Consider the following 24,237-nt stretch of genomic DNA (forward strand, 5'->3'; position numbering starts at 1 on the left):
GTGCGCGCCGCAGGTGCCGTCCGGGGCGGATCAGCAGAAGTTCAGGCGTGGACGTCGCGCTTGCCGAAGGCAAAACGCAGACCCGAGCAGTTGTAGCAGCCGATGCAGCCAATGCAATCGGTGCACTTGAGGCAGAGCACGCAGGCGATACAGCGTTTGCAGGCAACACATCCCAAGACTGCGACGCAGGCGGCCACCGCCACCGAAAGCAGCGTGAGCACGCTCGCGGCCACCGCCACGCTGCCCGCGGTTCCCGTGGAGGCGGCCACGGCGCTGCTGGCGACGGTACCCACCGATCCCGCCACTCCGGCGCTGACGGCGGTGGCCGCCGAGCCTGCCACCGCGGTGCTGTTGACAGTGCCCACCGATCCGGCGACAGCCGTGCTGCCGACAGTGGCCTCGGAACCGGCGACGGAACCGCCGGGTTCGGCATCGGCGGGATTGGCTGGTGTGTTCACGCGTCGATGATGTCAGCTCAGCCAGCAGTCTTCCCGTTATCGACGATGTAGACCGCCCCGTGGATCGCCGAGGCATCATCGCTGGCCAGAAAGGCGATTGTCTTGGCCACGTCAGCGACATCCATCAAGCCGCGCGGTGAGGCGATGCGCAGGATCAGGTTCCAGTCGGCATTGTCCGGCGCGGCGAACTCTGTGGCCTGGGGGGTGATCATGCCGCCCGGACACACCGCGTTGACGCGGAGTTTGTCGGCCGTGAACTCGATGGCCATGGCCCTGGTCATCCCCACCAGTCCGTGCTTGGCAGCGCAGTACCCCGCCGAATAGACCTCGCCTTCGACACCGGCGATGGACGAGACGTTGACGATGTTGCCTGCCGCTTGCAGCAAGTGCGGCAACGCGGCTCGGGACAGGAAAAACGGCCCGTTGAGGTTGACGGCGAGGTCGTAGGCCCAGTCCTCGTCGGTGACATCGCGGGTGTGCCGCATGGTGTGAAAGCCGGCGACGTTGATCAGTGCATCGACGCGACCGAACTCTGCCACGCAGTTCGACACCGCCTGCGCGCAGGCTTGCGAGGAGACGATGTCGACGGATTCGTAGACACCTCCGGGAACGTCCTTGAACACCTCGGCCATGCGTTCGGCGTCGCGTGAGATGCCATACACCGAGGCGCCCCTGGCCGCGAACAGCTGCGCAACAGCGGCACCCAGTCCTGACGATGCGCCGGTCACCAAGGCCACTTTGCCCGTGAGATCAGTCATGGTGTGACTGTCTCACACGCAATCCGTCCAGGATCACCTGCAGCAGGCGATGTGCGCGCTGATCCCATTCCGTCTCCTCGAGCCGGGTCAGATAACCGATCAGCAGGATGACGTCGCGGGCGTCGACGTCCTCTCTGATGGTGCCGGCGGCTCGGCCGGCGTCCAGCAGGATGGTCACCGCATCACCGATGGGGCCGAGGCTGTGCGCCGAGAGGTCTTTCCACACCGCCACCTCGAGTGCGGAGAACACCCCGCGCTTGACCCTGGCGTACTCGGCCACCCGGTCGAACCACCGAGACAGCGCCTCGAGTGGCTCGAAATCGGCGAGCAACGCCGGAGCGGCGCGGGTGAGGTTGTCCACGTCGGCGCGGTACACCTCGGCAAGCAGGTGCTCACGAGTGGGGAAGTGCCGGTACAACGTGCCCTGGCCGACACCCGCAGTCTTGGCAATCGCGTTGAGTCGCAGTTCATCTGAGTTGAGCAGCTGCTCGCGGGCGACCTCGAGGATCCGGTCGCGATTCTGCATCGCGTCTGCCCGCCGTCGTGGTTCGGTCACTGTCGGCTCCTAGCGCAGGCTGCTAAACGGACACATGTCCGCTACGGTGGGGTGGGTAAACGGACAAATGTCCACTTTAACGGAGGGGTGTTCATGAACCACCACGACACGAAAGTCATCGCGATCACCGGTGCCGGAACCGGCATCGGCGCGGCCACCGCCCAGCTCCTTGCGGCCCAAGGGCATCGAGTGCTGCTGGCGGCGCGGCGCCACCACCGCATCGACGAGGTGGCCCATCGAATTCGGGACAATGGCGGACTGGCGCTGGCTGTGGTCACCGACGTCACGAAGTACGAAGACATGGAGAACCTGGTACAGGAGGCTGCGCGCGAGTTCGGCCGACTCGACGTCTTGGTGGGCAATGCCGGAATCGCCAAGACGGGGCTGGTGGCCGGACGCGACGTCGCGGGGTGGTCGGCCATGATCGACGTCAACTTTCGCGGGGTGCTGCACGGAATCGCCGCAGCGCTGCCGGTTTTCCAGAAGCAGGGTGGTGGACACTTCGTGACCACCCTGTCGACGGCAGGGCTGAAGATCGTGCCCAGTCAGAGTGTCTATGCGGCGACGAAGAACGCGGTGCGGACATTCCTGGAGGCGTTCCGCCAGGAGAACACCGACGGAACGATTCGGACGACGTCGATCTCACCCGGTTATGTGGCCACCGAGCTCGCCGACTCGATCGAGGATGAGGGGTTGCGCGCCGAAACTCAGAAGTTCATGGCGGAGTTCGGTTTACAGCCCGACGCGGTGGCCAAGGCCATCGCCTTCGCAATCAACCAGCCTGCCGACGTGGAGATCGGAGACATCACCGTACGCCCCACTGTGCAAGGGTGACGCGCCGACGGGCCGCGCATCGACGTCCGTAGCGCGTGGCGGTAAACGAGACACTGTGTCGGCAAACGGCTTATGATCGGGCAAAATTCGGCCATGAACACTTCGGGGGATTGTGAAGACCACTGTGCTAGCAGCTGTTGTCGCTGCCTGCCTCGGCAGCTCCGTCGGATTGGCCGGACCGGCATTGGCCGACGGGCCGGTGTTCAATGGGACGTTTCTCTACACCAGCGATGACGGCGCCACCAACACCTGGGTTGTGACGCCGTGTGGACGCGCCTGCGCTCACGTCCTGAGCGACACGGGCAATGTGGATGTCGACGCACACTTGGTGGACGGACAGTGGACGTTCTCCTACGTGCATCCCACAGGTTGGGACTGCGAGGACGGCACGGACGCACCCGCCACCAGGCGCGTTGTCGTCGACGCGACGACGCTGCAGGGCACGGTGTCCCAGGGGCCCGACTCGGTATGTGGAGAAGTGAATGTGATCGGTGAGCCCTACGGCTTCACCTTGAACCAGATCGGCTAGCGTGCCCGCCGCTCCACGCGGCCCACGCTTACTGGATCGCTGCGCGCGGCCGTGCCGGCGGCACCGCATCCAGCAGAGCACGTGTGTAGTCCTCGGCGGGGTTGGCAAACAGGTCGGCGGCAGCGCGATTCTCGACGGCGCTGCCATTACGCAGCACCAGTACCTGATGGCACATCCGTTGCACCACAGCCAGATCGTGTGCGATGAACAGGTACGTCAACCCCAGCTCGGATTGCAGTCGCGCCAACAATTCCAACACCCGCGACTGCACCGACACATCCAACGAAGCCGTGGACTCATCCAGGATCAGTAGCTCCGGCTCGGTGGCCAAAGCGCGGGCGATACTCACCCGTTGTCGCTGCCCGCCGGAGAGCTCATGCGGGTACCGCGAGGCGAATCCCGATGGCAGTCCGACGAGTTCGAGGAGTTCGGACACCCTTGCCGCGCGGCCACTCCTACTGCCGGCAAGTTTGTGCACCAGCAGCGGTTCGGCGATGGCAGTCCCAACGCGGGCGCGGGGATTCAACGACGAGAACGGGTCCTGGAACACCAGGCTGATGCGCCGTCGCAATCTCTTGGCCTCATGGCCCGAGGTGGCGAGGACATCGGTGTCCGCGAGTTGTGCACTGCCACCGTCCGGCTTGATCTGGCCTGTGAGCGCTGCGGCCACGGTCGACTTGCCCGATCCCGACTCGCCCACCAAGCCGAGAGTGGTGCCGCGGGGGATGTCGAACGAGAGCTGTTTGACGGCATGCACTTGCGACCTGCCGGTCGGAGTCTGAACCGGGAAGCGCACGTCGAGGTCGCGGACGCGCAGCAGCACCGGGGCGTCCGGGTCGGCGGCGGCTGGTCCGTGGTCGCCGATCATGGGACGGGCTGCCAGCAACTCACGGGTGTACTGGTGCTGCGGGTGATCGAACACCCCGAGCACCGGGGCCTGCTCTACCGCGGCCCCCTCGCGCAGCACCGTCACCTCGTCGGCCACCTGTCCGATGACCCCCAGGTCATGGCTGATCCACACCACAGCGGTGCCGAAATCCCGTTGCAGGTTTCGCACCAGCTCGATGATCTGCGCCTGGGTGGTGACATCGAGGGCGGTGGTGGGCTCATCGGCGATCAGCAGTGCCGGGTCACACGCCAACGCGATCGCGATCATCACGCGTTGGCGCTGACCCCCGGACAGCTGGTGCGGGTAGGCATCGAGCCGGCGTTGTGGTTCCGGAAGTCCGACGGCCTCCAGGAGTTCCAGCGCACGGTCCTTCGCAGCGCGGCGCGTCTGATTGCGATGCGCCTCCAGCGATTCGGTGATCTGTCTCTCCAGCGTCAGAAGAGGATTCAGCGACGTTCCGGGGTCCTGGAAAACGAAGCCGATCCGCCCGCCGTGCACCTGCCGCAGAGTACGGGCCGAGGCGCCGACCAACTCGACGTCGTTGCCCAGGGTGCTCGAACCGCTGACCTTCGCACCCGGGGCATCCAACAGGCCGGTGGCAGCCAGCACGGTCATCGACTTGCCCGATCCGGACTCGCCGACCAGGCCCAGCGTCTGCTCCCGCTCGACTCCGAACGAGACCCCGCGAACGATCTCCTGTCGGCCGATGCTCACCCGAAGGTCGTCGACATCAAGCACACTCACGGTGCACCTCCCGATCTGCGGGCCTCGGCGACGGTGCGCTGCTTGGGATCGAGCACGTCGCGCAGGCCGTCACCGAACAGGTTGAACGCCAACACCGTGACGAAGATGGCCGCGCCGGGGAACACTGCCATCCACCAGGCCAATGTCACGAATCCCTGGGAGTCGAAGATCATCCGGCCCAGCGACGGCTGTGGCGGTTGAATGCCCAAGCCCAGGAACGACAAAGCGGCCTCCGACAGAATGGCGAACGCCAACGACAGCGAAATCTGGACGATCAAAGGTCCGGCGATGTTGGGCAGGATGTGGCGACGCAGAATGTAACCGTGTCCAGTGCCCATGGTGCGCGAGGCCGCCACATACGGTTCCACTCGCACACTCAGGGTGCTGGCCCTGGCTACGCGGGCGAAGATCGGGGTGTAGACGATGCCGATCGCCAAGATGGTGGTCGTGACGCCCGGCCCGAGAATCGCAACCACGGCCAGTGCCAGCAGCAGCACCGGAAACGCGAACATCACGTCGACGATGCGCATGAACACCGCATCCAGCCAGCCGCCCCAATATCCAGCCACCAAACCCACACTCACGCCCACCACTGCGGCGAACGCCACACTGACGACCGCAATCTGCAGTGACGCCTGGATGCCGACCAGCACCCGCGACAGCACGTCGCGACCCAGTTCGTCGGTGCCGAACCAGTGTGCGCCGCTGGGCGATTGGAGGGCGTTGGGTACGTCGATGTCGTTGATGCCGTAGGGAGCGATCCAGCCTGCGGTGACGGCGATGGCGGCCACCAGCACCAGCAGTGCTCCGCTGATCACCGTCACCGGATTGGATGCCAGGATGCGCCAGGATGACAGCCTGGCGTCGGGTTCTGCGGCTCGGGTCATGACAGCCGGATCCTCGGGTCGACCACGGCGTAGAGGGTGTCGACGACCAGATTGATCAACAGGAACAGCGCGGCGATCAGCAGCACCGCCCCCTGGATCACCGGATAGTCGCGGGCCGCCACCGCGTTGAACACCAGCCGGCCGAGACCAGGCCAGGCGAACACCACCTCGACGACGATGACCCCGCCGAGGATGGTGGCCAACTGGATACCGGTGATGGTCAACACCGGCACCAGGGCGTTGCGGACGATGTGGCGTTCGGTGATCACGGCGGGCGGCAGGCCTTTCGAGCGCGCGGTGCGCACGTATCCGGACGACGCGACCTCCAACACCGCGGATCGGATGTAGCGGGTCATGATGGCACCGGCCACCACACCGACCGTCAGTGCCGGCAGGATGATGTGTTGCAGCCAGCCGACGGGATCACTCAGCAGCGGCCGGTAACCCGACGTCGGCAGCCAGCCCAGCGTGGTGGAGAACAGCGCGATCAGCAGGATTCCCATCCAGAAGTCGGGGATGGAAACACCGAATTGGCTTGTCACGCGGACGATTGCGTCGCTGAGCTTGCCCTCGTGCAGCGCGGAGTAGATGCCCGCGGGAATGGCGATGACCAACGCGATGAGGATGCCGACCACAGCCAGCGACACCGTGGCGGGCAGCCGGTCCAGCAGCGTGAGCGTCACCGGAGCACCGTTACGGAAGCTCACGCCGAGATCGCCGGTGAGCGCGGAGCCGATATAGGAGAAGAACTGCTCGATCAGCGGGCGGTCCAGACCGCTGGCCGAACGCAGGGCTTCGTAGGCTTCGGGGGAGTACCTGGTGCCCAATGCGATTCGCACGGGATCACCGGGAACGAGGTGGACCAGCGCGAACACCACCACCAGCACTCCGAACAGCACCACAGCCGTGTACAGCAGCCGTCGTACCAGGAATCGCATTATCGGAGAATTCACGCTGCACCCTCGTCCGTCAGTTCGGCGGTACGGAAGCGGATGGCGCCGTCGCGACGTGCTTCGTATCCCTGCAGTGCCGGCGTCCAGGCCTGGATCACCGACGGGTTGTACAGGTAGATGTAGCTGACATTGTCGGCGATCAGAGAGGCCGCCTTGGCGTAGTCATCGGCGCGGGCGTCGCGGTCGGTCTCGACACGGCCCGCGTCGAGCAGACGGTCCACCTCCGGGTCGGAGAACTTCTGCGCGTTGCTGGTGCCGTTGCTGTGGTGCTGGGCGTAATAGAAGTCGTCGGGGTCGATGTTGCCCAACCAACCCATCATGAGCATGTCGAAATTGCCGTTGTTCTGCTCGTCGAGCCAGGTGGCGAAGTCGACGGTGCGGATGTTCACCGTGATACCCAGTGGTTCGAGGTTGTCGGCGATGATCTGGGCCGCTGTCACGGTCTCTGGGTACTCGCTGGTGACCAGCATGTCGAGGTTCTGCGGCTGTGCCCCAGCCTCGTGCAGCAGCGATTTCGCCTTGTCGATGTCATAGGTGTACGTGTCGTACGGCGTGAACCATGGATTGCCCTCGGGAATGGCCAACTGGTTCAGTGCGGCGGTGCCGTAGCTGGTGGCCTGCACGATGGCCTCGCGGTCGATGCCGTAGGCGATGGCTTGGCGCACGCGGACGTCGTTCCACGGCGCTTTGGCGCCATTGAGGGCCAGATACCAGTAGTCATTGCTGGGGGTCACGGCCAGGTTGATCGAGTCGTCACTCTCGAGTTGTGAAACCCGCTGGGTGGGAACCGAATCGGTCCAATCGATCTCGCCTGCTTGCAGTGCCGACAAAGCCGTTGACGGCTCGGAGATGAAGCGGAAGGTGACGCCGGGGATCTTCGGCGGGCCGGCCCAGTAATCCGGGTTCGCCCGCAGGGTGATGGAGTCGCCGCTGCGCTGGCCTGCAAAGGCGAAGGGGCCGGTGCCCACCGGATGGGTGGTGATCTGGCCGCTTTCGACGTTCTTGCGGGACACGATGGCCATGCCCTTGAATCCACCGATGTTGGTCAGCAGGTTCGGGGTGGGTCGGTCCAGCCGGATCACGACGGTGGCAGGATCGGGTGCGCTGACATCGGCGACAGCGCTGAACTTGTCGACGTTGGTCAGCTCTTCGTCGATGATGCGGCGGTAGGAGAACACCACGTCGTCAGCGGTCAATGGGCTGCCGTCGTGGAACCTCGCCCCGGGTCGTAATCGAAACGTCCACGTCAGCTGATCGGGGGAGACCTGCCACGACTGCGCCAGCGCGGGTTGCATCACCAGGTTGGCGTCCGGCTCGACCAGCGTGTCGTAGACGTTCTCCAAGACCTCGAACGAGAAGTACGCCGAGGTCTTGTGAGGATCCAACTGATCTGGCTCGCCGGCGATGGCAGCTATGAGATTGCCCGCGCCGTCGCCGAGATCAACCCGTTGACCGGTTGAGCATCCGGCCATCAGCAACGCTGTCAACACTGCGGACAGCATGGTGACAGCGGTTGACACCGCTGGCCTTTGCATCAGAACTCACCCCACGATTCGGCAACGCCGGCGCGTACGGGTTGCCCGGAAACGAAAAGCGATAAACCCGCGCGGTCAGTCCGTGTGCAGGCGCAGTACCGGGCGGGTGTGCGCCTGGGGCACCGATGGGGGTCCTGTGACGCGACCCTGCCGCTGGTCATCGCGGCGGAACAGGTGGATGCCGAGAATGCCGCCGTCAGGCTGATTCACCCATCCGGCGTGTTCCAGACGCCAGCCGGTGGCTTCGATCTGCGCCAGCATCTCGGGGGACTGGCCGTGTTGCTGATCGAAGGAGAAGAACTGGTCACCCCGCTCGTACGCGCGCACCGCATGGCCGACCGGTGACGTCCAGAACATGTTCTCGGGATGCGCCATGCCCGCCATCCTGGCAGCGGATCACGAGTCCGGGAGGCAGTTTCGACGAATCCGGATCAGGCCGCGGGGGAGCCTTGATCGGCTTCGGAGGGCGACTCGGCGGGCGCGTCGTCTTTGTCGTCCGGCCCGGTGTCGGTACTGCTGCCCGACGTCTCGACGTCGGGTTCGCCACCCACCGCAGACTCGCCGATCTCGGTCGTCTGGTTGTCGACGTCCGGTTGGTCGTCGGAATCGGTTGTGGTGTCAGAGGTTTCGTCGGCTTCTTTACCGTCGCGGAAATCCGGTCTGCGGCGCTTGTCCGCGGGCTCGGCATCCTCGGCGGGCTCGGGTTCGGAGAACTGCGCGGCGGTAGCGGCTCTGCTGGTCGGAACCACCGCCGCAGGTGTGGGAACGCCGTAATCGACTCTGTCGTAACCGGTCTCGATAATCGCGCGCAAGGGCGCATCGAGGGTATCGAGTGCCGATTCGGGCAGGATTCCCTGCAGCGGCATCAGCAGCGGAAGCCGTTTGGTGGGCACCAGGTAGTAGGTGGTGTTGCCATGGGTGCTGGGTTCGAGATCGGCCAGCACCTCCGGGGTGACGTCTTCGGGGTACTTGCCATGGAGATACACGATGCCCAGCAGTGCGTTGGCCGTCGCGAGCAGGTTGAGGGGGTACTTCGGGAAGTCGGCCCACCCGTCGTACTGCCGGGCGATGTCGACCACGATCTCGTCGTCGGTGGGGGTCGCCCCGCTGAACGACACCCCGAGAATGGGGATGTACAGGCCGCTGAAGCGTTGCAGGATGCCGCCGTTCGGCCGGTTCGGGTTGGCGGCCAACACGTAGATGTTGCCCTCGCCCGGGTGCTCGCGCAGGTAGTCGGTGGCCACCACCGCGCCTTGTGAATAGCCATGGATGATCACCGGATTATCGGCATCGCCCCCCGCGATGATGGCGTTGCCCAGGTTGCGCACCCCCAGGTCGACGGAATCACCGTAGGTGGGATCGCCGAGATAACCGTGCGACACCGGCCAGAATCCACCGGGATACTGCACCTTGACCGGTGCGCCGTGGGCGCCCACCGCCACTGCGACGGTGCCGTCGACCCAGGCGCGGTGAACATCTTCCGGGGGAACGCCACCGATGTTGGTACCCCGCACGTAGTACGTACTCGGTATTGCAGCCATTGCTGGTGACAAGCCGAGCGCGAAGGCGCTTGCCACCGCCAGCCCCGCAGTGGCGAGCGCCTTGCCGCGTCTGTTGCCTGATCTGGCCATGGCCACCCCTCGCGCAGTTCATCCTCGCAGCGAATGGTAGGCCAAAAACTTTGCTGCCAGGGCGAGAAGTGGAGCAAGTTTCGTCAATCGACGGCGCGAGAGGATGTCACCGTGCAACTGTGTGCGCACCGACCGACGACTGAGAGGTGGCGCCGGCAGTGGGCAGTGCGAAGCGGGTGGTGGTGTGGGGCACCGGGTTCGTGGGGCGGATGGTGATCGCCGAGATCGTCGATCACCCGAACTTCGACCTGGTGGGTGTGGGCGTCAGCAACCCCGACAAGGTGGGGCGCGATGTCGGCGAGATCTGTGAACTGGCCGCACCGCTCGGGCTCACGGCCACCGACGACGTGGACACACTGATCGCGCTGCGTCCCGACGCGGTGGTGCACTACGGGCCAACCGCGGCGCACGCCGAGGACAACATCCGGCTGATCAGCCGCTTTTTGCGGGCCGGCATCGACGTCTGCTCGACGGCGATGACACCATGGGTGTGGCCGGCGATGACACTGAACCCGCCGAACTGGATCACGCCCATCGAGCAGGCCTGCGCCGAGGGTGGCGCGTCGTGCTTCACCACCGGCATCGACCCCGGTTTTGCCAACGACCTGTTCCCGATGACGCTGATGGGCCTGTGCTCGCAGGTCCGCAAGGTCAGGGCCTCCGAGTTGCTGGACTACACCAACTACGAGGGCGACTACGAGTTCGAGATGGGGATCGGGCGCGAACCCGACTACCGTCCGCTGCTGCAGCACCCTGACGTACTGATCTTCGCCTGGGGTGCGACGGTTCCGATGATGGCGCACGCGGCGGGGATCGAACTCGACGAAATCACCACCACCTGGGAGAAGTGGGTAACGCCCACCGAGCGCAAGACCGTCAAAGGCGTCATCTCGCCGGGGCAGGTCGCTGCCGTGCGCTTCACCATCAACGGTGTGTACCGCGGCGAAACCAGGATCCAGCTGGAACATGTCAACCGGATCGGTCAGGATGCCGCACCGGACTGGCCGTCGGGCACACAGGACGACGTCTACCGCGTCGACATCGAAGGAACCCCCAGCATCTTCCAGGAGACGGCGTTCCGGTTCACCGATGGTTCCGGTCGCGATCCGGCCACCGCCGGCTGCCTGGCCACGGGATTACGCGCGCTCAATGCCGTACCGGCCGTCAACGATCTGCCCGCGGGGTGGGTGACGGCCCTGGACCTGCCGCTGATCCCCGGGGTGGGCACCATCCGCTGACGCCAGGGGCTTTGCTGTCGTAACACCCGACTGTCCGGGAGCGAAAAACTCGGCACAGGCAGTCTCGGGGCCGAATCACGTGTCGGCCCGGATGGGATGAGATGACAGACGCAACCTTGCAGGCGGTCGGACTGTCAGTCGGCGCCACCGTTGTGGCCGCTGTGACGTCTGATACCGCTGTGCAGAGAACACCGGTGCTCACACTCACCGAGTACCAGCCGCCCGTCGTCGGACTTGCGTGGGAGAACCCGCAGCGTGCCGCCGATCCGCGTGACCGGGTGCTCGTGGACTACGTGGACCGGGTGGGTGACCCGGTGGGCATCCTGGCCTCCGACGGCTCGAGTCACCGCGGCGAACGGGTGCTTGCCGAGACGCTGCGGTCGCTGAGTCACCTCGCCGGTGGATTCCGGCCCGACCGGCAACCGGCCGTTACGTATCCGGCCCATTGGCGACCACACGCGGTGGAGGCGCTGCGGCAGGCACTGCGCAGCGTGCCCGAATGGTCACGGGCGGAGATTCCACTGATGTCCGACGTGGCGGCGGCGGTGACCGCGCTGCAGCGTGAACCTGGGCTGCCCACCCGTGGTGTGATCGCCGTCTGCGATTTCGGCGGCAGCGGCACCAGCATCACCGTGGTGGATGCGGGCGGGGGATACCGGCCCATCGGTGCCACAGTGCGCCACCTCGACTTCTCCGGCGACCTCGTCGATCAGGCCCTGCTGACGCACGTCATCGGCGACTTGGCCGACGCAGGTGCCGTCGATCTGTCATCCACCTCGGCCATCGGATCGCTGAGCGCGCTGCGGCTCGGTTGCCGGGCCGCAAAGGAACGGCTTTCGATGTCCACGGTGACTGTGTTGCCGGTCGAACTGCCCGGGCACCGCAGTGATGTCCGGCTGACCCGCACCGAACTCGACGACGTGGTGCGCGCCCCGCTGCAGAGTGTCTTGGATGCTCTTGAAGACACCTTGCGTCGCAACGGTATTCGACCTTCTGACCTGGAAGCTGTCGCGACCATCGGCGGCGGGGCTGCCATGGTGGCGGTTACCACAGCCCTTTCTCAGAGTCTGCGGGTTCCGGTGATCACCTCGCCTCGGCCGGCGTTGGCCGCGGCTACCGGTGCCGCTCTGCTGGCGTTGCGAGGCAGGGACGACGGTGGCACCACCTCGATGGTGCCCCAGTCCATGACGTCGGCCATGGCGGCCATGGCGGCCATGGCTCCCATCGAACCGGAATCGTCCTCACTGGCTTGGTCTCAGGTCGAGGACATTCCCGATCCGGTGGAGCGCCATGGCTGGACCGAGGCCCGGCCGCACATCGAATACCTCGAAGAACCCGGTCTGTCCGCCGACGATGAGGTGTCGCCCTGGTATCGCAAGCCCGCACTCGCGCTGGCAGCGGCGGCCGCCCTCGTCCTCGTCACCGCAGGCGGGGTGAGCATCGCCATGACCGGCGACTCCACCGCGACGCAGGCGCTCACCCCGGCGCCCGCTGCCGAGGCGCCGCCGGAACCCGAACCAGTTGTTGCGCAACCAGGTTCACCAGCTCCCGTGGTCAATCACGTGCAGACGGTGACCGCTGTGCCCGCACCTGTCACCCGCACACAGGCGGCACGCGCCGCGGCGCCTGCTCCACCTCCGGCAGCACCACCTCCGGCGGCGCCATCGCCGTCGGCTGTGCCCACAACCACGCCGCCCACAACCACGCCGCCCACAACCACGCCACCTCCGACCACGACGCCCCCGCCGCCGGCGTCCACGACCTCCCCGCCGCCCGCAACCACGACGCCCCCGCCGCCGGCGACGGAGACCGGCACCGAGACGGTGCCTCCACCCAGTCCTGAGCCGGAGCCGGAAGCGCCTGCACCACAACCTGATCCGCCTGCGGAGCAGCCGGCGGCGCCAGAGTCCGAGACCCCGCCGTGGACCCTACCGCTGCCCACCATTCCCGGCTTGCCGACGATCGTGGCGCCGCAGCCGGCCGCCGGGACAGAGCTCCCGGCCGCGGAATGCGACGAACTCGTGCCAGTCGTGCGCCGCCTGCCGGGCGTATGCGGCCTTGACGTCGGCGTCGGCGGAGAAGGCCGCGTGGATGTGGTCCGGCACCGACCCAGGTACCCGGCTCAACCACTGGCACGCCCACGAACTCCAACCCAGCGTCACGCTGTTGGACGGCAGGATCTGACCGTAGAACGAACGCCCGACGGCCGAGGCGAAGGTGGCCGCATCCTTGCGCAGATAGCTGTCGGGGTCGTCAGCCAGCGTCTGGAACAAAGCGGTGAAATCATTGTCGGCGGTATCGGTGTGCGCTACCAGGATGGCGTGCTCGCTGCGCGTCCGTTGGCGTATCGCGCGGATGGCGGTGCACATCGGCACCAGCGAATTGTGGCCGGTGGCCGCCCCGTAGTCGGCCAGAACAATGGGCTGCGGTGCCGCGGGCAGCGGCACGGTGGCAGCAGCCTGCTCGAAAAGCTTTGTGGCCTCCGGCAACCCGGCTGCCTGCAACCGTGATGACTCGGTGTAGCGGGAGCTGCCCACGGGCTCGGGGCGCACCACGATACTGGACTCGGGCATACCCCGAAGGTAGTCCTGTTGCGCAGTTGCCACCGCCCATAAGCGCGACGGACAGAGCTGGGCCGTGTCAGACTTCGGCCATGTTCGGCTCACGTACTGTCCGGCGGTTGATGCTGGGCGTCGCCATCGGCACTCTGGTGGTATCCATCGTGGGATTCGTCGTGACCCTGATGCTGCACATCTTCGTGTGGGACAAGTACGACGCCTACGGCGAGGTCCCGATTCCCGGGTCGGCCAGCCTGCACCTGCCCGAGGGGGAGGTCAACATCAGCTTCCACACCCAGATCATCGGCACCGGAGGCACATTGCCCGTGCCCAACATGTCGATCGGCATCAACCCTCCCGCGGGGGTGGCGGATCCGGTGCTCACCGAGGACATCGGCGGAACCACCACGGTCAACAACGACGCTCGGGTTCAGGTGTGGGTAGCGCAGATCCCGGAGGCAGGCGTCTACGACATCACCACCGAGGGTGACGTGAGTGCGTTCGTCAGCCCAAGGCTGGCCTTCGGTCACGGCAGCAGTCTCGGCTGGCTGCCGGTGGTGTTCGGCGTGCTGTTCGCGCTCAGCATTCTCGATCTGCTGTTCGTGCTGTTCTGGCTGGCGCGGGTGAACGCAAAAACGGCGTCGCCAGTCGGCTTGCAGGACGATGCCGGGTGGGCGGACTTCGATTCCGAGTTTTCCGAGGACCTGTCCGACGAGGTGTCCGACGTTGTGCCCCGGCCCGCCCCGGCGGGGGTGTCCTACGAGCCGACCGAAGACGGCATCCGCATCCAGCAGCTCAAGACCTTGGCTGCGCTGCGCGACTCCGGTGCCCTCACCCAGGACGAGTTCGAGTCGGAGAAACGCAGGCTGCTCGACGGACGCTGACGGGGGCGCGGCTCAGGCGCCGGCGGCGCCGATCATCCGGAACAACGGGTCATTCGGGCCGATGTCGAGAGTGCACTCGCTCAGGCGCGGGTCCGGGACGTAGGACCAGAACATCACTCCGGCCGCGCCGTGTGCCCGTTGCGCTCCGACGATGAGGCTGATCTCCTGCTCGCGTTGGGTGAGTGACTTGCAGGGCGCCCCGGCCTCGACACCCACCTCGGCGACCATCAGCGGCTTGTTCAGCTCGTGAGCCTGTTCGATGCGGCGCTGCAACCCGTCGCGGGCATCGCCTGGTAGGTAGTCGGTGGCCTGATAGTAGTGGTACTCGACGACGTCGATCCCGGGCGACGCGGCCACCATCTCGTAGTCCTCGCCGACAGATCCGCACTGGCCGCCGCCGGTGTGCCCACTGAACAAGAGGGCGTCAGGATCAAGTGTGCGGATCTTGGCGCCCACCTCGTCGAAGAAGCTGCGCAGCACCGCCGCGGAGTCTGCCGGGCAGAACCGGGCCGCCCAGGTGCACTCGGAGTCGGTGCACTTCGACGGCTCGGGTTCACCCACCGCTGTCCAGCCGGCCAGCGCGGGGGAGTTGCCCCAGCGGTTGACGGCCAGCTCCAGCCAGTCCGCGAACGGCATCGGCAACTCGTGCGGCACCTCGTGTTTCCAGCCGCCGGCGTACCAGTCGTAGTCCTTGAACCACCCGTTCTCGCAGCCGCCCTCGCCGCCGGAGAGCACCGCGATCAGCAGTTGGTTGTGGCGCAGCGCCGCTTCGAAGATGGCATCCAGAGAGCTCAGGTCGAGCTGGCCGGTGCGTTTGTTGACGGCGAAGCTGGAGTAGATGTTGATCCGGGTCAACGAGTGCGGAGCCAGGCTGCCAAAATACTGGTCCAGGTCGACCTGCGCGCCGCAGCCGGCGTTGATGTCCCAGTTGGTGCCCAACTGGTAGGCGTTGATCCCGATGGGCCACCACTTCCGACCGTCCAGAGTCAGCGACGTTCCGTCCACCCCCACCTTCGGCATGGGATAGGCCGTCGTTGCCTCGGCATTGGCGGCGACACGGGGTTGCGGCGATTCGGGGGCGCACGAGGCAGCAAACATTGCGGCGGTTGCTATCAGCACCGTGGTGCTCCACCGCCTAACTTGCGTAGACGCTTTGCCTACAACCACGAGCGCCAGCTTACCCACCAAAAATGCCGCTCAAACGGTTAGCTGAGGACCGTGTGACCATTGTTCACATTCGGTCCCTCGAGAGTTCGCGCGGTGGACTACGCCCACCAACCCCCGGGGCCGGCCATCAGTGCCGAGAACCGGTCGGCGATCAGGCGGTGGGTGTCGGCGTCAGGGTGCAGATCGTCAGGCAGCGGATGGGTCTGCGCATCGGTGGGCCCGTACAGCTCGAGGCCGTCGACGTAGGTGATCCGGGGATCGTCCTCTCGCCGCTGCGACATCACCGCGGCGAGCTGTTCGCGGATGGTCGCCAGCGTCAGGCGGCGAAGCGCCGGAGGGGTGCGCGGGGCATCCGGTGATCCGGTCGCTTTGAACCGAACTTCGCCGCGAGCCAGGGCATCGGTGTCGAAGGTGCCCGGTCCGGGGGTGGTTTCGTGGATAGGGCAGTACAGCGGGCCGATGACGACGACCGGGACCGTCGGATGTCCGTCGCGGAGGGTGTCCAGGAACCCGTGCACAGCGGGACCGAAGGCACGCTGACGCATCAGATCGGCGTTGACCAGGTTGATGCCGATCTTGACACTGATCAGGTTCGCGGGCTGACCGGCCATGGCCCTGGCCGTGAACGGATCCAGCATGGCGCTGCCGGAGAAGCCGAGGTTCACCAGATCCACCTGCGCCCGCGTGGCGACCAGTGCCGGCCAGGTGGTGCTGGGACTGCCGGCATTCGAACCTTGGCTGATCGAGCTGCCGTGATGCACCCAGACCGGTCGGTCCACCGCCGCGGTGGTGATCGGCGCATCGGCACGCAGCGCCACGAGCTCGGTCCGCTCGTAGTGCGGAAGCCAGATCTCGATGTGCTTCGCCTCCGGCGACAGCCCGCTGAACCGCAACGTCGCCGTCGGTCCGCTGTGGTGCTCAGCGGCACCCGTCGACAGATCCAGCCTGGTCACATCACCACCGGATGTCGCGACCGTTTGCACCAGTCGGCCGTCCACGAGCAGGTCGACGGTGCCGTCCGGGCGCGAAGGCACGCCGGTCATCACCACACGGGACCGCAACACCTCGAGCTCGATCACCGTCGCCGTCGAACGGAAGGCAAACCGGACTCCTGACGGCTGCGACTCCGCGGACAGCAGTTGGGGATCGTCGGTCTGGGCCCGCGCCGCCTTTGGTAACCGGTGCGGCAGCAGACCGCGACCGGTGTCCTCCAGCTCGGCCAGGCCGCGCAGGAGGTCGACAGTGATCGGTTGGGAGATCAATTCGAGTTGCTCATTGGCTTGTTTCGTTGGGCCACAGCTCTTCGCGCTGCTCGTTCCTCGCAGCGCTCGTCAGTGGCTTGTTGTTGTGGGCCACAGCTCTTCGCGCTGCTCGTTCCTCGCAGCGCTCGTCAGTGGCCCCTCGCCACCCAGTCGTCGTAGTTCACGATCTCGTCGCCGATCTTGGTGGTGTCACCGTGGCCGGTGTAGACGACGGTGTCCTCCGGCAGGGTGCCGAGTCGGTTGCGGATCGAGTCGAGAATCGTCGGGAAATCCGAAAACGAGCGACCGGTGGCCCCGGGCCCACCCTGGAACAGGGTGTCGCCGGAGATGACCGCATTGAGTTCGGGGGCGAACCAGCACACCGATCCCGGCGAGTGACCAGGAGTGTGCAAGGCGATCAGTTCAACGGAGCCGGCCTGCAAGGTCTGACCGTCGGTGACCCCGCGGAACTCCTTGCCCGGGTGGGTCATCTGCCACAGCACGTCGTCGGCCGGGTGCAACAGCACCGGCGCATCCAGGGCGGCCCCGAGCTCGGGGGCCACCGTGACATGGTCGTTGTGGCCGTGGGTGCACACCACGGCGACCACGTTGCGGCCGCCCACGGCCTCGATGATCGGTGCAGCGGTGTGGGCGGCGTCGAACACGACGACACCGCTGTCGTCGCCCACGATCCAGATGTTGTTGTCGACGTCCCAGGACCCGCCGTCGAGTTCGAACTTGCCGGAGGTGACGACGCGAGTGATCGTCACAAGATCACCACCGAGCGCAGCACTTCACCGGCATGCATCTTGTGGAAGGCGTCTTCGATGTCGTCGAGGCCGATGCGTTCGGAGACGAACTTCTCCAGCGGCAGCCGGCCCTGCAGGTACAGCGAGATCAGGGTGGGGAAGTCCCGCTCGGGCAGGCAGTCGCCGTACCAGGAGCTCTTGAGTGACCCCCCGCGGGAGAAGAAGTCCACCAGCGGCATCTCCAACTGCATGGCCGGTGTGGGCACGCCCACCAGGACCACGGTGCCGGCCAGATCGCGGGCGTAGAACGCCTGCTTCCAAGTCTCGGGGCGACCCACGGCATCGATCACCACGTCGGCGCCGAAACCGCCGGTCAGATCCTGGATGGTCGCGACCGCGTCCAACTCCTTGGCGTTGACGGTGTGGGTGGCGCCGAACTCACGTGCCCAAGCCAGCTTCTTGTCGTCCATGTCGACGGCGATGATGGTCTTGGCGCCCACCAGGGCGGCACCGGCGATGGCGGCATCACCCACGCCGCCGCAACCGATCACGGCGACAGTGTCGTCGCGGTTGACCGCGCCGGTGTTGATGGCCGCACCGATGCCGGCCATCACGCCGCAACCCAACAGCCCGGCCACCGCCGGGTCGGCTTCGGAATCGACCTTGGTGCACTGACCTTCGTGGACCAGTGTCTTCTCCACGAAGGCGCCGATGCCCAGTGCGGGAGACAGTTCGGTGCCGTCGGTGAGCGTCATCTTCTGGGTGGCGTTGAAGGTGTCGAAACACAGGTGCGGGCGGCCCCGCTTACACGCGCGGCACTGCCCACAGACCGCCCGCCAGTTCAGGATCACGAAATCGCCGGGCTCGACGTTGGTCACGCCCTCACCGATGGCTTCGACGGTGCCCGAGGCTTCGTGGCCGAGCAGGAAGGGATAGTCGTCGTTGATGCCGCCTTCGCGGTAGGTCAGATCGGTGTGGCACACCCCGCAGGCGATGATCTTCACCACCACTTCGCCGGGGCCGGGGTCAGGAATCACGATGTCGGTGACCTCAACCGGGGCACCCTTGGACCGAGAAATCACGCCGCGCACTGTCTGACTCATGCTTATAACTTAATGGGTGGCACAGGGTCGTTGAAATGCACCCCCAGCTGCGCCGATAGGCGCTACCGTTGGGCCCAGATGGTCACCACCTTCCTCGCCGCAGACTGGCTCGGCACCGCGCGGGCGGCATTCGCCGAGCGGCGCTGGAGTGCGAGTTATGACGCCTTCGTCGCGGCCGGCGCACTGGGTCCGCTGACGACGGCCGACCTCGATGCGATGTCGCTCGCGGCCTGGCGGGTGGGCAACGTCAAAGAGGCGGTACGGCTTTCGGAGTTGGTGTTCGGGCGGCTGGCCCGCGCCGATCCGGCCGCTGCCGCCATGAAAGCCGTGGAACTCAGTCTGGCGTGGCTCACTCGGGGCGACGTCAACATCGGGCAGGGCTGGAGGAATCGGGCCCGCCGGCTGCTGACCGGGGCCCCGGAGTGTGTCACCCACGGCTATTTGGCCTACCTGGACGCCATCGTCGCGGCCATGGCCCAGGACCTGAAGACGCTGTCGGTGCGGTCGGAGGATCTGCGCCAGCTGAGTATTCGCCACGACGTGGCGGCGCTGTCGGCGCTGTCACTGGTGGCCCAGGGGCTGCGCGCCATGCTCGACGAGAGGATTGGTGATGCGTACGGCTTGATCGATGAGGCGATGTTGCCGGTGCTCGCCGATCAGGTGCCGATCGAATGGGCCGGCGACATCTACCGCGTGGTGCTCTACCACTGCCACCGACTGGCCGATCTTCCACGGATGCGGGCCTGGACTGAATCGATGTACCGCTGGTGCGGCCTCAGCGGGTCGCTCACCTACGGGGGAGTGTGCGACGTACACCGCCTTCAGGTGCTGGCCTCCGGTGACGACTTCCGGCAACTCGAGGACAAACTGGCCCACGCCAGCCGACGCCTCGAGGACGTCAACAACTGGGCCGCCGCGGAGGGCTACTACCAACTCGGCGAGGTGTGCCGGCTGCGCGGTGATGTCGACGGCGCGGCATCCGCGTTTGCGAAAGCCCGGGCGTTGGGTACCGACCCGCAGCCCGGCCAGGCCCTGCTGCGGTGCGGCCAGGGGGACATCGAGGGCGCCTGGACCGATCTGCGGGTGGCGCTAGCGGCCGCGTCTGGGCTGGACCGCATGCGACTGCTGCGCGCGGCGGTGGACGTCGCCCTGGCCCGCGACAGCATCGACGAGGCCGAAGCGCTGTGCCGGGAGCTGGAATCCGGTGCGACGGCGCGGCCCACGCCGGGCTTCCGTGGCTGGGCCGCACACTGCCGGGGTGCGTTGTCGGTACGGCAGCACAGGTATGCCGACGCGGTAGAGGCGCTGCAGGCCGCGTTGCGGGAGTTCCGCACCCAGCAGTCCTGCTACGACACCGCGCAGGTCTACACCTGGATGGCGGTGGCGCACAAGGGAATGGGTAACCTCACTGCCGCGGCCGCCGACGCTGCGACTGCTGAGTCCATCTATCGTCAGCTCGGCATCGAAGCCCCCGACGACTGCGCGTAGCCGGCCCTGCTGGGCGCACCCACCGCGAGGTCGAGATCGAGTCGGATCCGATCAACAGCTACTACATCTGTGGTACGTGGGTCGGAAGCTAATGTCATGCGCGATGAGCGCACTCGATCTCCTCGACCACTGGCCTGTCCCGACTGCCGCCGCCGCGGTGATCGGGAGGTCCGGACTGCTGTCGACCTACGGTGACGTCGACCGCAGGTTCCGGCTGGCGTCGGTGACCAAACCTCTTGTCGCGCGTGCCGCGCAGGTGGCCGTCGAGGAAGGTGCGGTCGAACTCGACACCGCCGCGGGACCGCCGGGGTCGACGGTGCGCCACCTGCTGGCCCACACCTCGGGTCTGGCGATGCTCGACGACAAGGTGATCGCCAAACCCGGCACCCGCAGGGTGTACTCCAATACCGGCTTCGGGGTGCTGGCCACGGCCATCGAGGAGGCCGCCGAGATTGACTTCGCCACTTATCTCACCGAGTCCGTGTTCGAACCGCTGGGGATGGTGTCGTCGTCCTTGGACGGCGGGGCGGCGGCGGCGGGATACGGCGTCACGTCGACGGTCGCCGATCTGGTCCGGTTCGCCGGTGAGTTGTTGGAGCCCGACCTGGTGTCACCGGAGATGGCCGCCGATGCCACGTCGGTGCAGTTCCCGGGGCTCGATGGCGTGCTGCCCGGCTACGGGCCTCAGCGGCCCAACGACTGGGGGCTTGGCTTCGAACTGAAATCAGCGAAGTCGCCGCACTGGACCGGAGCGCTGAACTCGCCACGCACCTTCGGTCATTTCGGGCAGTCGGGGACATTCATCTGGGCCGATCCGGAGGCCGGACTGGCCCTGGTGGTGCTGACCGACCGCGACTTCGGTGACTGGGCACACCCGCTGTGGCCTGCTGTGTCTGATGAAGCTCTGAGAGAATTCGCGGCACACTAGCGCAACACCTGCCCCACAGGGCACAATAGACACGCACGACACACGTTTTGTAATGCTCGAAGTTCTGCAAGGTCGTTGGGGAAGACGTCCCTCGTGGAACTGAAGGAGCAGCCAATGCGTGCGTCGAACCAATTCGCCGACGCGACTACAGGGGTGGTTTATGTCCACTCCTCACCCGCGGCGGTCTGCCCACACGTGGAGTGGGCGCTTTCGTCGACCCTGAACTCCAGGGCGAACTTGAAGTGGACGCCGCAGCCGGCCATGCCCGGACAACTGCGCGCGGTCACCAACTGGGTCGGTCCCGTGGGGACCGGCGCCGCGCTGGCCAACGCCTTGCGTTCGTGGTCGGTGCTGCGCTTCGAGGTCACCGAAGACCCGAGCGTCGGCGTCGACGGTCAGCGGTTCTGCCACACCCCTCAACTCGGTCTGTGGAGTGGTGCCATGAGCGCCAGCGGTGACGTGATGGTCGGCGAGATGCGCCTGCGTGCACTGATGCGTGAAGGCGCCGACATGCTGGCTTCGGAGCTGGACTCCGTGTTGGGCACCGCCTGGGATGAGGCGCTCGAGCCGTACCGTTCCGGCGGCGACATCGGTGCGGAGATCACCTGGCTGCGGGAAGGCGTGGGGTAAGTATCTGCAGCGCGCCCGGCACCGCCTCGATCTCGGCCGGAAGCGCGCAGGCGTAGTCCCCGTCGGCGTAGGCGTTGATGCCGGGGGAGTCGATGGTCAGGGACCTCACGCGTCTGGTGCTCACCGACTCCAACTCGACGTGGGTGCCCTTGAACACCGTCGGGAACAGTCGCACCAGCCGGGCGCGGGAATCCGATGCCACCATCGTCACGTCGAGCAGGCCGTCGGCATGGTCGGCGGCCGGGCAGATCAGCATGCCGCCGCCGTAACTGCGGGTGTTGCCGATCGTCACGAAGGTGAGTTCACGGTCTTCGGCCGGGCCGCCGTCGAATGCCAGCCGGAACGGCAGTAGCCGCAGTCGCGACAACTCCGCCACCATCGCCACGTTGTAGCGCATGCGTCCATGCGGCCAGCGCATCCGGTTGGCCCGATCGGACACCAGCGAGTCGAAGCCGGCGGCCACCACCGTCCCGAACCACTTCTGGGACCCGTCATCTGCGGTGATGCGGCCCAGGTCGACGGTCTCGACGTGCCCGTCGGCGATGACGTCGGCGGCCGCCTCGGGGTTCTTGGCGGGCAGCCCGTACTCCCGCGCGTGGTCGTTGCCGGTCCCGGCCGGGATGATGCCGAGCGGGGTGTCGCCGGTGGCCAGTGACTGCAGGGCCAGGGCGATCACCCCGTCACCGCCCACGACCACCAGGGCATCCGTGCCGTGGTTGAGCGCCTCGTCCACCAACCGGGCCGCGTGCGCCGCGTCGGAACCGACAATGGCGGTGACATCGACACCGCGCTGCTGGAACCGCGCTATGGCACGTTCGGCCGCATGCGGAGCGTTGCCGTGCCCCGACGCGGGGTTGGTCAGAACGGTGACGCGGCCGATCACGGAATCAGCTTGCCCGGATTGAGGATTCCCGCCGGATCGAGACAGTCCTTGACGGCCTGCAGGATCTTGACGCCGACGTCGCCCACCTCGTCGGTCATCCATGGCCGGTGGTCGGCGCCCACCGCATGGTGGTGGGTGATGGTGCCGCCGGCACGCATGATTGCCTGGGACGCGGCGGCTTTTGCGTGTCGCCATTGCTCCAGCGGATTTCCTCGCTGGCCGGCGACCACGGTGAAGTAGAGCGACGCTCCGGTGGGATACACATGGGAAATGTGGCACAGCACCAGTGCCGGGGTGCCGGTTTCGGCCAGTGCGGCGGTCAGGGCTTCGGTGACCGCCTGTTTGAGGTTGTGCAGGTTGGACCAGTTGGTGGCGGTCTCCAGCGTCTCGCACAGGGCGCCCGCAGCCAGCAGTGAGTCGCGCAGATAGGGTGCGTTGAAGCGGCCGTGTTCCCACGCCCTGGCCGGCGCCTCCCCCAGTGAGGTGCCGAATTGCTGTAGCAGCGAGCGGGTTTCGTAAAGGCGGCTTTCGGTGTGTGCGGCGCTGCCCTCGAACGCGGTGATGGCAAGACAGCCTCCGGTGATCTGGTGCTCGCCGATCTGCTCGGTGGTGGCCAGGTTCACGCCGGTCTCGGCTTCGTCGGACAGCCGGATCACCGTCGGGCCGGTGCCGGTCTGTACCACCGCCCGCAGTGCGGCAGCGCCGGTGGCGAAGTCAGGGAAACTCCAGGCTTCGTAGCGGGTGTCGGCGGGCTTGGGGTGCACGCGCAACCGGACGCGGGTGATGATGCCGAAAACACCTTCGGAGCCGACCATCAGGTGCCGCAGATCCGGGCCTGCCGCCGATTCCGGGGCGCGGCCGAGGTCGAGGATGCCGACGGGGGTGACGGTACGCAGCCCGCGGATCATGTCGCTGATCCGCCCGTAGCCCGCCGAGTCCTGGCCCGACGAGCGGGTGGCGGCGAATCCGCCGATGGTGGCGAACTGGAAGCTCTGGGGGAAATGGCCGAGGGAGAAGCCTCGATCGCCCAACAGCCGTTCGGCCTCGGGGCCGGTGACGCCGGCGCCCAGCTCCGCCTCGCCCGACGTCTCGTCCAGGGCGTAGAGCTGGTCGAAGCGACGCAGGTCCAAGGAGATGACGGCATGCAATGAGCCCCGGTCCGGATCCAGCCCACCGACCACGCTGGTGCCGCCGCCGAACGGCACGACAGCGATCGAATGCTGTGAGCAGTAGGCGAGGATCTCGGTGATCTCGTCCTCGGAACCTGGTGTCAGCACCGCGTCGGGGGCGTCCTGAACGTCGGTGGTGTTGCGACGCAACAGATCCAGAGTGGATTTGCCGCCTGCCCGGAGTAGCCGGGCATCGTCGTCGGTGGTGATGTTCGCCGCGCCGACGATGGCGGCCAGGCCGGCCGTGTCGGTGAGCGCGCTGGGCCGCAGCGTCACCTGCTCGGGTGTCAGTTCTGGTGTGTCGGGGGAGTCCACGCCGAGCGCCTGTTTCAGCAGCGTGCGGATTCCCTCGGACAGCGGCTTGGCGGCGGCCGGGTCGCCCCACGCATTCCACTTCATCGGCGGTGACATCATGAGTTACAGTA

At 66.5% G+C, this 24,237-nt stretch carries 22 protein-coding genes and 2 pseudogenes; 8 read left to right on the plus strand and 16 right to left on the minus strand.

The annotated features are described in order from the left end of the window. Positions 1-41 precede the first annotated feature (41 nt). From BVC93_RS22555 to BVC93_RS22565, 3 genes are read right to left on the minus strand one after another with little or no spacing between them, the layout of a single operon-like run. The gene (locus BVC93_RS22555; protein ID WP_083739406.1) at positions 42-458 is read right to left on the minus strand and encodes a hypothetical protein; all 417 of its coding nucleotides are present in this window, start codon (positions 456-458) and stop codon (positions 42-44) included. Positions 459-475: 17 nt separating this feature from the next. Continuing rightward, on the minus strand, positions 476-1,216 hold the full coding sequence (locus BVC93_RS22560) for an SDR family NAD(P)-dependent oxidoreductase (protein WP_083739407.1): 741 nt from the start codon (positions 1,214-1,216) through the stop codon (positions 476-478). After that, entirely contained in the window at positions 1,209-1,772 is a 564-nt protein-coding gene (locus BVC93_RS22565; protein WP_236950079.1) for a TetR/AcrR family transcriptional regulator, read from the minus strand. The genes BVC93_RS22560 and BVC93_RS22565 overlap by 8 nt, the downstream gene beginning before the upstream one ends. Before the next feature lie 93 nt (positions 1,773-1,865). Between BVC93_RS22565 and BVC93_RS22570 the strand changes: the two genes are divergently transcribed. Then, positions 1,866-2,606, plus strand: coding sequence for an SDR family oxidoreductase (locus BVC93_RS22570; RefSeq protein WP_083741250.1), 741 nt, complete (start codon positions 1,866-1,868; stop codon positions 2,604-2,606). A 112-nt stretch (positions 2,607-2,718) separates the two neighbouring features. Beyond that, positions 2,719-3,135 carry a hypothetical protein gene (locus BVC93_RS22575; protein ID WP_083739409.1) on the plus strand — a complete coding sequence of 139 codons (417 nt, stop codon included), beginning with the start codon at positions 2,719-2,721 and terminating at the stop codon, positions 3,133-3,135. Positions 3,136-3,163: 28 nt separating this feature from the next. Here BVC93_RS22575 and BVC93_RS22580 read toward each other — a convergent pair whose 3' ends face one another. The 6 genes from BVC93_RS22580 to BVC93_RS22605 all read right to left on the minus strand — a co-directional run bounded on the left by BVC93_RS22580 (position 3,164) and on the right by BVC93_RS22605 (position 9,774). Continuing rightward, a complete protein-coding gene (locus BVC93_RS22580) occupies positions 3,164-4,768 on the minus strand; it encodes an ABC transporter ATP-binding protein (RefSeq protein WP_083739410.1) in 1,605 nt (534 codons plus the stop codon). After that, the gene (locus BVC93_RS22585) at positions 4,765-5,655 is read right to left on the minus strand and encodes an ABC transporter permease (RefSeq protein ID WP_083739411.1); all 891 of its coding nucleotides are present in this window, start codon (positions 5,653-5,655) and stop codon (positions 4,765-4,767) included. The genes BVC93_RS22580 and BVC93_RS22585 overlap by 4 nt, the downstream gene beginning before the upstream one ends. Next, complete coding sequence (locus tag BVC93_RS22590) at positions 5,652-6,593, minus strand: ABC transporter permease (protein WP_083739412.1); 942 nt, start codon at positions 6,591-6,593, stop codon at positions 5,652-5,654. Before BVC93_RS22590 ends, BVC93_RS22585 begins: the two co-directional genes overlap by 4 nt. Before the next feature lie 11 nt (positions 6,594-6,604). Then, entirely contained in the window at positions 6,605-8,143 is a 1,539-nt protein-coding gene (locus BVC93_RS22595; RefSeq protein WP_083739413.1) for an ABC transporter substrate-binding protein, read from the minus strand. 75 nt (positions 8,144-8,218) lie between these two features. Beyond that, complete coding sequence (locus BVC93_RS22600) at positions 8,219-8,518, minus strand: hypothetical protein (RefSeq protein ID WP_157517034.1); 300 nt, start codon at positions 8,516-8,518, stop codon at positions 8,219-8,221. A gap of 56 nt (positions 8,519-8,574) precedes the next feature. Then, entirely contained in the window at positions 8,575-9,774 is a 1,200-nt protein-coding gene (locus BVC93_RS22605) for a PE-PPE domain-containing protein (RefSeq protein ID WP_157517035.1), read from the minus strand. 209 nt (positions 9,775-9,983) lie between these two features. On the opposite strand from BVC93_RS22605, the gene BVC93_RS22610 reads away from it, so the two are divergent. Together BVC93_RS22610 and BVC93_RS34135 are read left to right on the plus strand one after the other, a co-directional pair. Further along, positions 9,984-11,012 (plus strand): NAD(P)H-dependent amine dehydrogenase family protein, encoded by a 1,029-nt coding sequence (locus BVC93_RS22610; RefSeq protein WP_083741251.1) that lies wholly within the window; start codon positions 9,984-9,986, stop codon positions 11,010-11,012. A gap of 524 nt (positions 11,013-11,536) precedes the next feature. Continuing rightward, a pseudogene (locus BVC93_RS34135) lies at positions 11,537-12,088 on the plus strand (Hsp70 family protein); the annotation flags it as partial. An 897-nt stretch (positions 12,089-12,985) separates the two neighbouring features. Here the strand turns inward: BVC93_RS34135 and BVC93_RS33635 are convergent. After that, positions 12,986-13,585, minus strand: a pseudogene (locus BVC93_RS33635) (SAM-dependent methyltransferase); the annotation flags it as partial. Between the two features lie 80 nt (positions 13,586-13,665). Here BVC93_RS33635 and BVC93_RS22625 point away from each other — a divergent pair. Next, complete coding sequence (locus BVC93_RS22625) at positions 13,666-14,454, plus strand: SHOCT domain-containing protein (protein WP_083739416.1); 789 nt, start codon at positions 13,666-13,668, stop codon at positions 14,452-14,454. A gap of 12 nt (positions 14,455-14,466) precedes the next feature. Here BVC93_RS22625 and BVC93_RS22630 read toward each other — a convergent pair whose 3' ends face one another. The 4 genes from BVC93_RS22630 to BVC93_RS22645 form a co-directional block, all read right to left on the minus strand. After that, positions 14,467-15,573, minus strand: a complete 1,107-nt coding sequence (locus tag BVC93_RS22630) for a cellulase family glycosylhydrolase (protein ID WP_157517038.1) — start codon at positions 15,571-15,573, stop codon at positions 14,467-14,469. Positions 15,574-15,719: 146 nt separating this feature from the next. Further along, positions 15,720-16,883: a GDSL-type esterase/lipase family protein gene (locus BVC93_RS22635; protein ID WP_083739418.1), complete on the minus strand. Its 1,164-nt coding sequence runs from the start codon at positions 16,881-16,883 to the stop codon at positions 15,720-15,722. 128 nt (positions 16,884-17,011) lie between these two features. After that, entirely contained in the window at positions 17,012-17,632 is a 621-nt protein-coding gene (locus BVC93_RS22640) for an MBL fold metallo-hydrolase (protein ID WP_083739419.1), read from the minus strand. Next, on the minus strand, positions 17,629-18,714 hold the full coding sequence (locus BVC93_RS22645) for an S-(hydroxymethyl)mycothiol dehydrogenase (RefSeq protein ID WP_083739420.1): 1,086 nt from the start codon (positions 18,712-18,714) through the stop codon (positions 17,629-17,631). The genes BVC93_RS22640 and BVC93_RS22645 overlap by 4 nt, the downstream gene beginning before the upstream one ends. Before the next feature lie 78 nt (positions 18,715-18,792). On the opposite strand from BVC93_RS22645, the gene BVC93_RS22650 reads away from it, so the two are divergent. The 3 genes from BVC93_RS22650 (at position 18,793) to BVC93_RS22660 (ending at position 21,760) form a co-directional block, all read left to right on the plus strand. Then, positions 18,793-20,202 (plus strand): helix-turn-helix transcriptional regulator, encoded by a 1,410-nt coding sequence (locus BVC93_RS22650; protein ID WP_083739421.1) that lies wholly within the window; start codon positions 18,793-18,795, stop codon positions 20,200-20,202. A 103-nt stretch (positions 20,203-20,305) separates the two neighbouring features. After that, positions 20,306-21,130 (plus strand): serine hydrolase domain-containing protein, encoded by an 825-nt coding sequence (locus tag BVC93_RS22655; protein ID WP_083739422.1) that lies wholly within the window; start codon positions 20,306-20,308, stop codon positions 21,128-21,130. Positions 21,131-21,244: 114 nt separating this feature from the next. Then, a complete protein-coding gene (locus tag BVC93_RS22660) occupies positions 21,245-21,760 on the plus strand; it encodes a DUF3145 domain-containing protein (protein ID WP_083739423.1) in 516 nt (171 codons plus the stop codon). Here BVC93_RS22660 and BVC93_RS22665 read toward each other — a convergent pair. Together BVC93_RS22665 and BVC93_RS22670 are read right to left on the minus strand one after the other, a co-directional pair. After that, positions 21,732-22,643, minus strand: coding sequence for a diacylglycerol kinase (locus tag BVC93_RS22665; RefSeq protein WP_157517039.1), 912 nt, complete (start codon positions 22,641-22,643; stop codon positions 21,732-21,734). The genes BVC93_RS22660 and BVC93_RS22665 overlap by 29 nt on opposite strands. After that, the gene (locus tag BVC93_RS22670) at positions 22,640-24,211 is read right to left on the minus strand and encodes an FAD-binding oxidoreductase (protein WP_083741253.1); all 1,572 of its coding nucleotides are present in this window, start codon (positions 24,209-24,211) and stop codon (positions 22,640-22,642) included. Before BVC93_RS22670 ends, BVC93_RS22665 begins: the two co-directional genes overlap by 4 nt. Positions 24,212-24,237: the final 26 nt, after the last annotated feature.

The sequence above is a fragment of the Mycobacterium sp. MS1601 genome, from assembly GCF_001984215.1.
In the GTDB taxonomy this organism is placed as follows: domain Bacteria; phylum Actinomycetota; class Actinomycetes; order Mycobacteriales; family Mycobacteriaceae; genus Mycobacterium.

Bases quoted from the DNA above. Each gene is read 5' to 3' on its own strand.
- BVC93_RS22560 (WP_083739407.1), bottom strand. From the start codon at position 1,216: ATGACTGATCTCACGGGCAAAGTGGCCTTGGTGACCGGCGCATCGTCA.
- BVC93_RS22570 (WP_083741250.1), top strand. From the start codon at position 1,866: ATGAACCACCACGACACGAAAGTCATCGCGATCACCGGTGCCGGAACC.
- BVC93_RS22585 (WP_083739411.1), bottom strand. From the start codon at position 5,655: ATGACCCGAGCCGCAGAACCCGACGCCAGGCTGTCATCCTGGCGCATC.
- BVC93_RS22590 (WP_083739412.1), bottom strand. From the start codon at position 6,593: ATGCGATTCCTGGTACGACGGCTGCTGTACACGGCTGTGGTGCTGTTC.
- BVC93_RS22595 (WP_083739413.1), bottom strand. From the start codon at position 8,143: ATGCAAAGGCCAGCGGTGTCAACCGCTGTCACCATGCTGTCCGCAGTG.
- BVC93_RS22600 (WP_157517034.1), bottom strand. From the start codon at position 8,518: ATGGCGCATCCCGAGAACATGTTCTGGACGTCACCGGTCGGCCATGCG.
- BVC93_RS22605 (WP_157517035.1), bottom strand. From the start codon at position 9,774: ATGGCCAGATCAGGCAACAGACGCGGCAAGGCGCTCGCCACTGCGGGG.
- BVC93_RS22610 (WP_083741251.1), top strand. From the start codon at position 9,984: ATGGTGATCGCCGAGATCGTCGATCACCCGAACTTCGACCTGGTGGGT.
- BVC93_RS22625 (WP_083739416.1), top strand. From the start codon at position 13,666: ATGTTCGGCTCACGTACTGTCCGGCGGTTGATGCTGGGCGTCGCCATC.
- BVC93_RS22645 (WP_083739420.1), bottom strand. From the start codon at position 18,714: ATGAGTCAGACAGTGCGCGGCGTGATTTCTCGGTCCAAGGGTGCCCCG.
- BVC93_RS22650 (WP_083739421.1), top strand. From the start codon at position 18,793: ATGGTCACCACCTTCCTCGCCGCAGACTGGCTCGGCACCGCGCGGGCG.
- BVC93_RS22655 (WP_083739422.1), top strand. From the start codon at position 20,306: ATGAGCGCACTCGATCTCCTCGACCACTGGCCTGTCCCGACTGCCGCC.
- BVC93_RS22660 (WP_083739423.1), top strand. From the start codon at position 21,245: ATGCGTGCGTCGAACCAATTCGCCGACGCGACTACAGGGGTGGTTTAT.
- BVC93_RS22670 (WP_083741253.1), bottom strand. From the start codon at position 24,211: ATGAAGTGGAATGCGTGGGGCGACCCGGCCGCCGCCAAGCCGCTGTCC.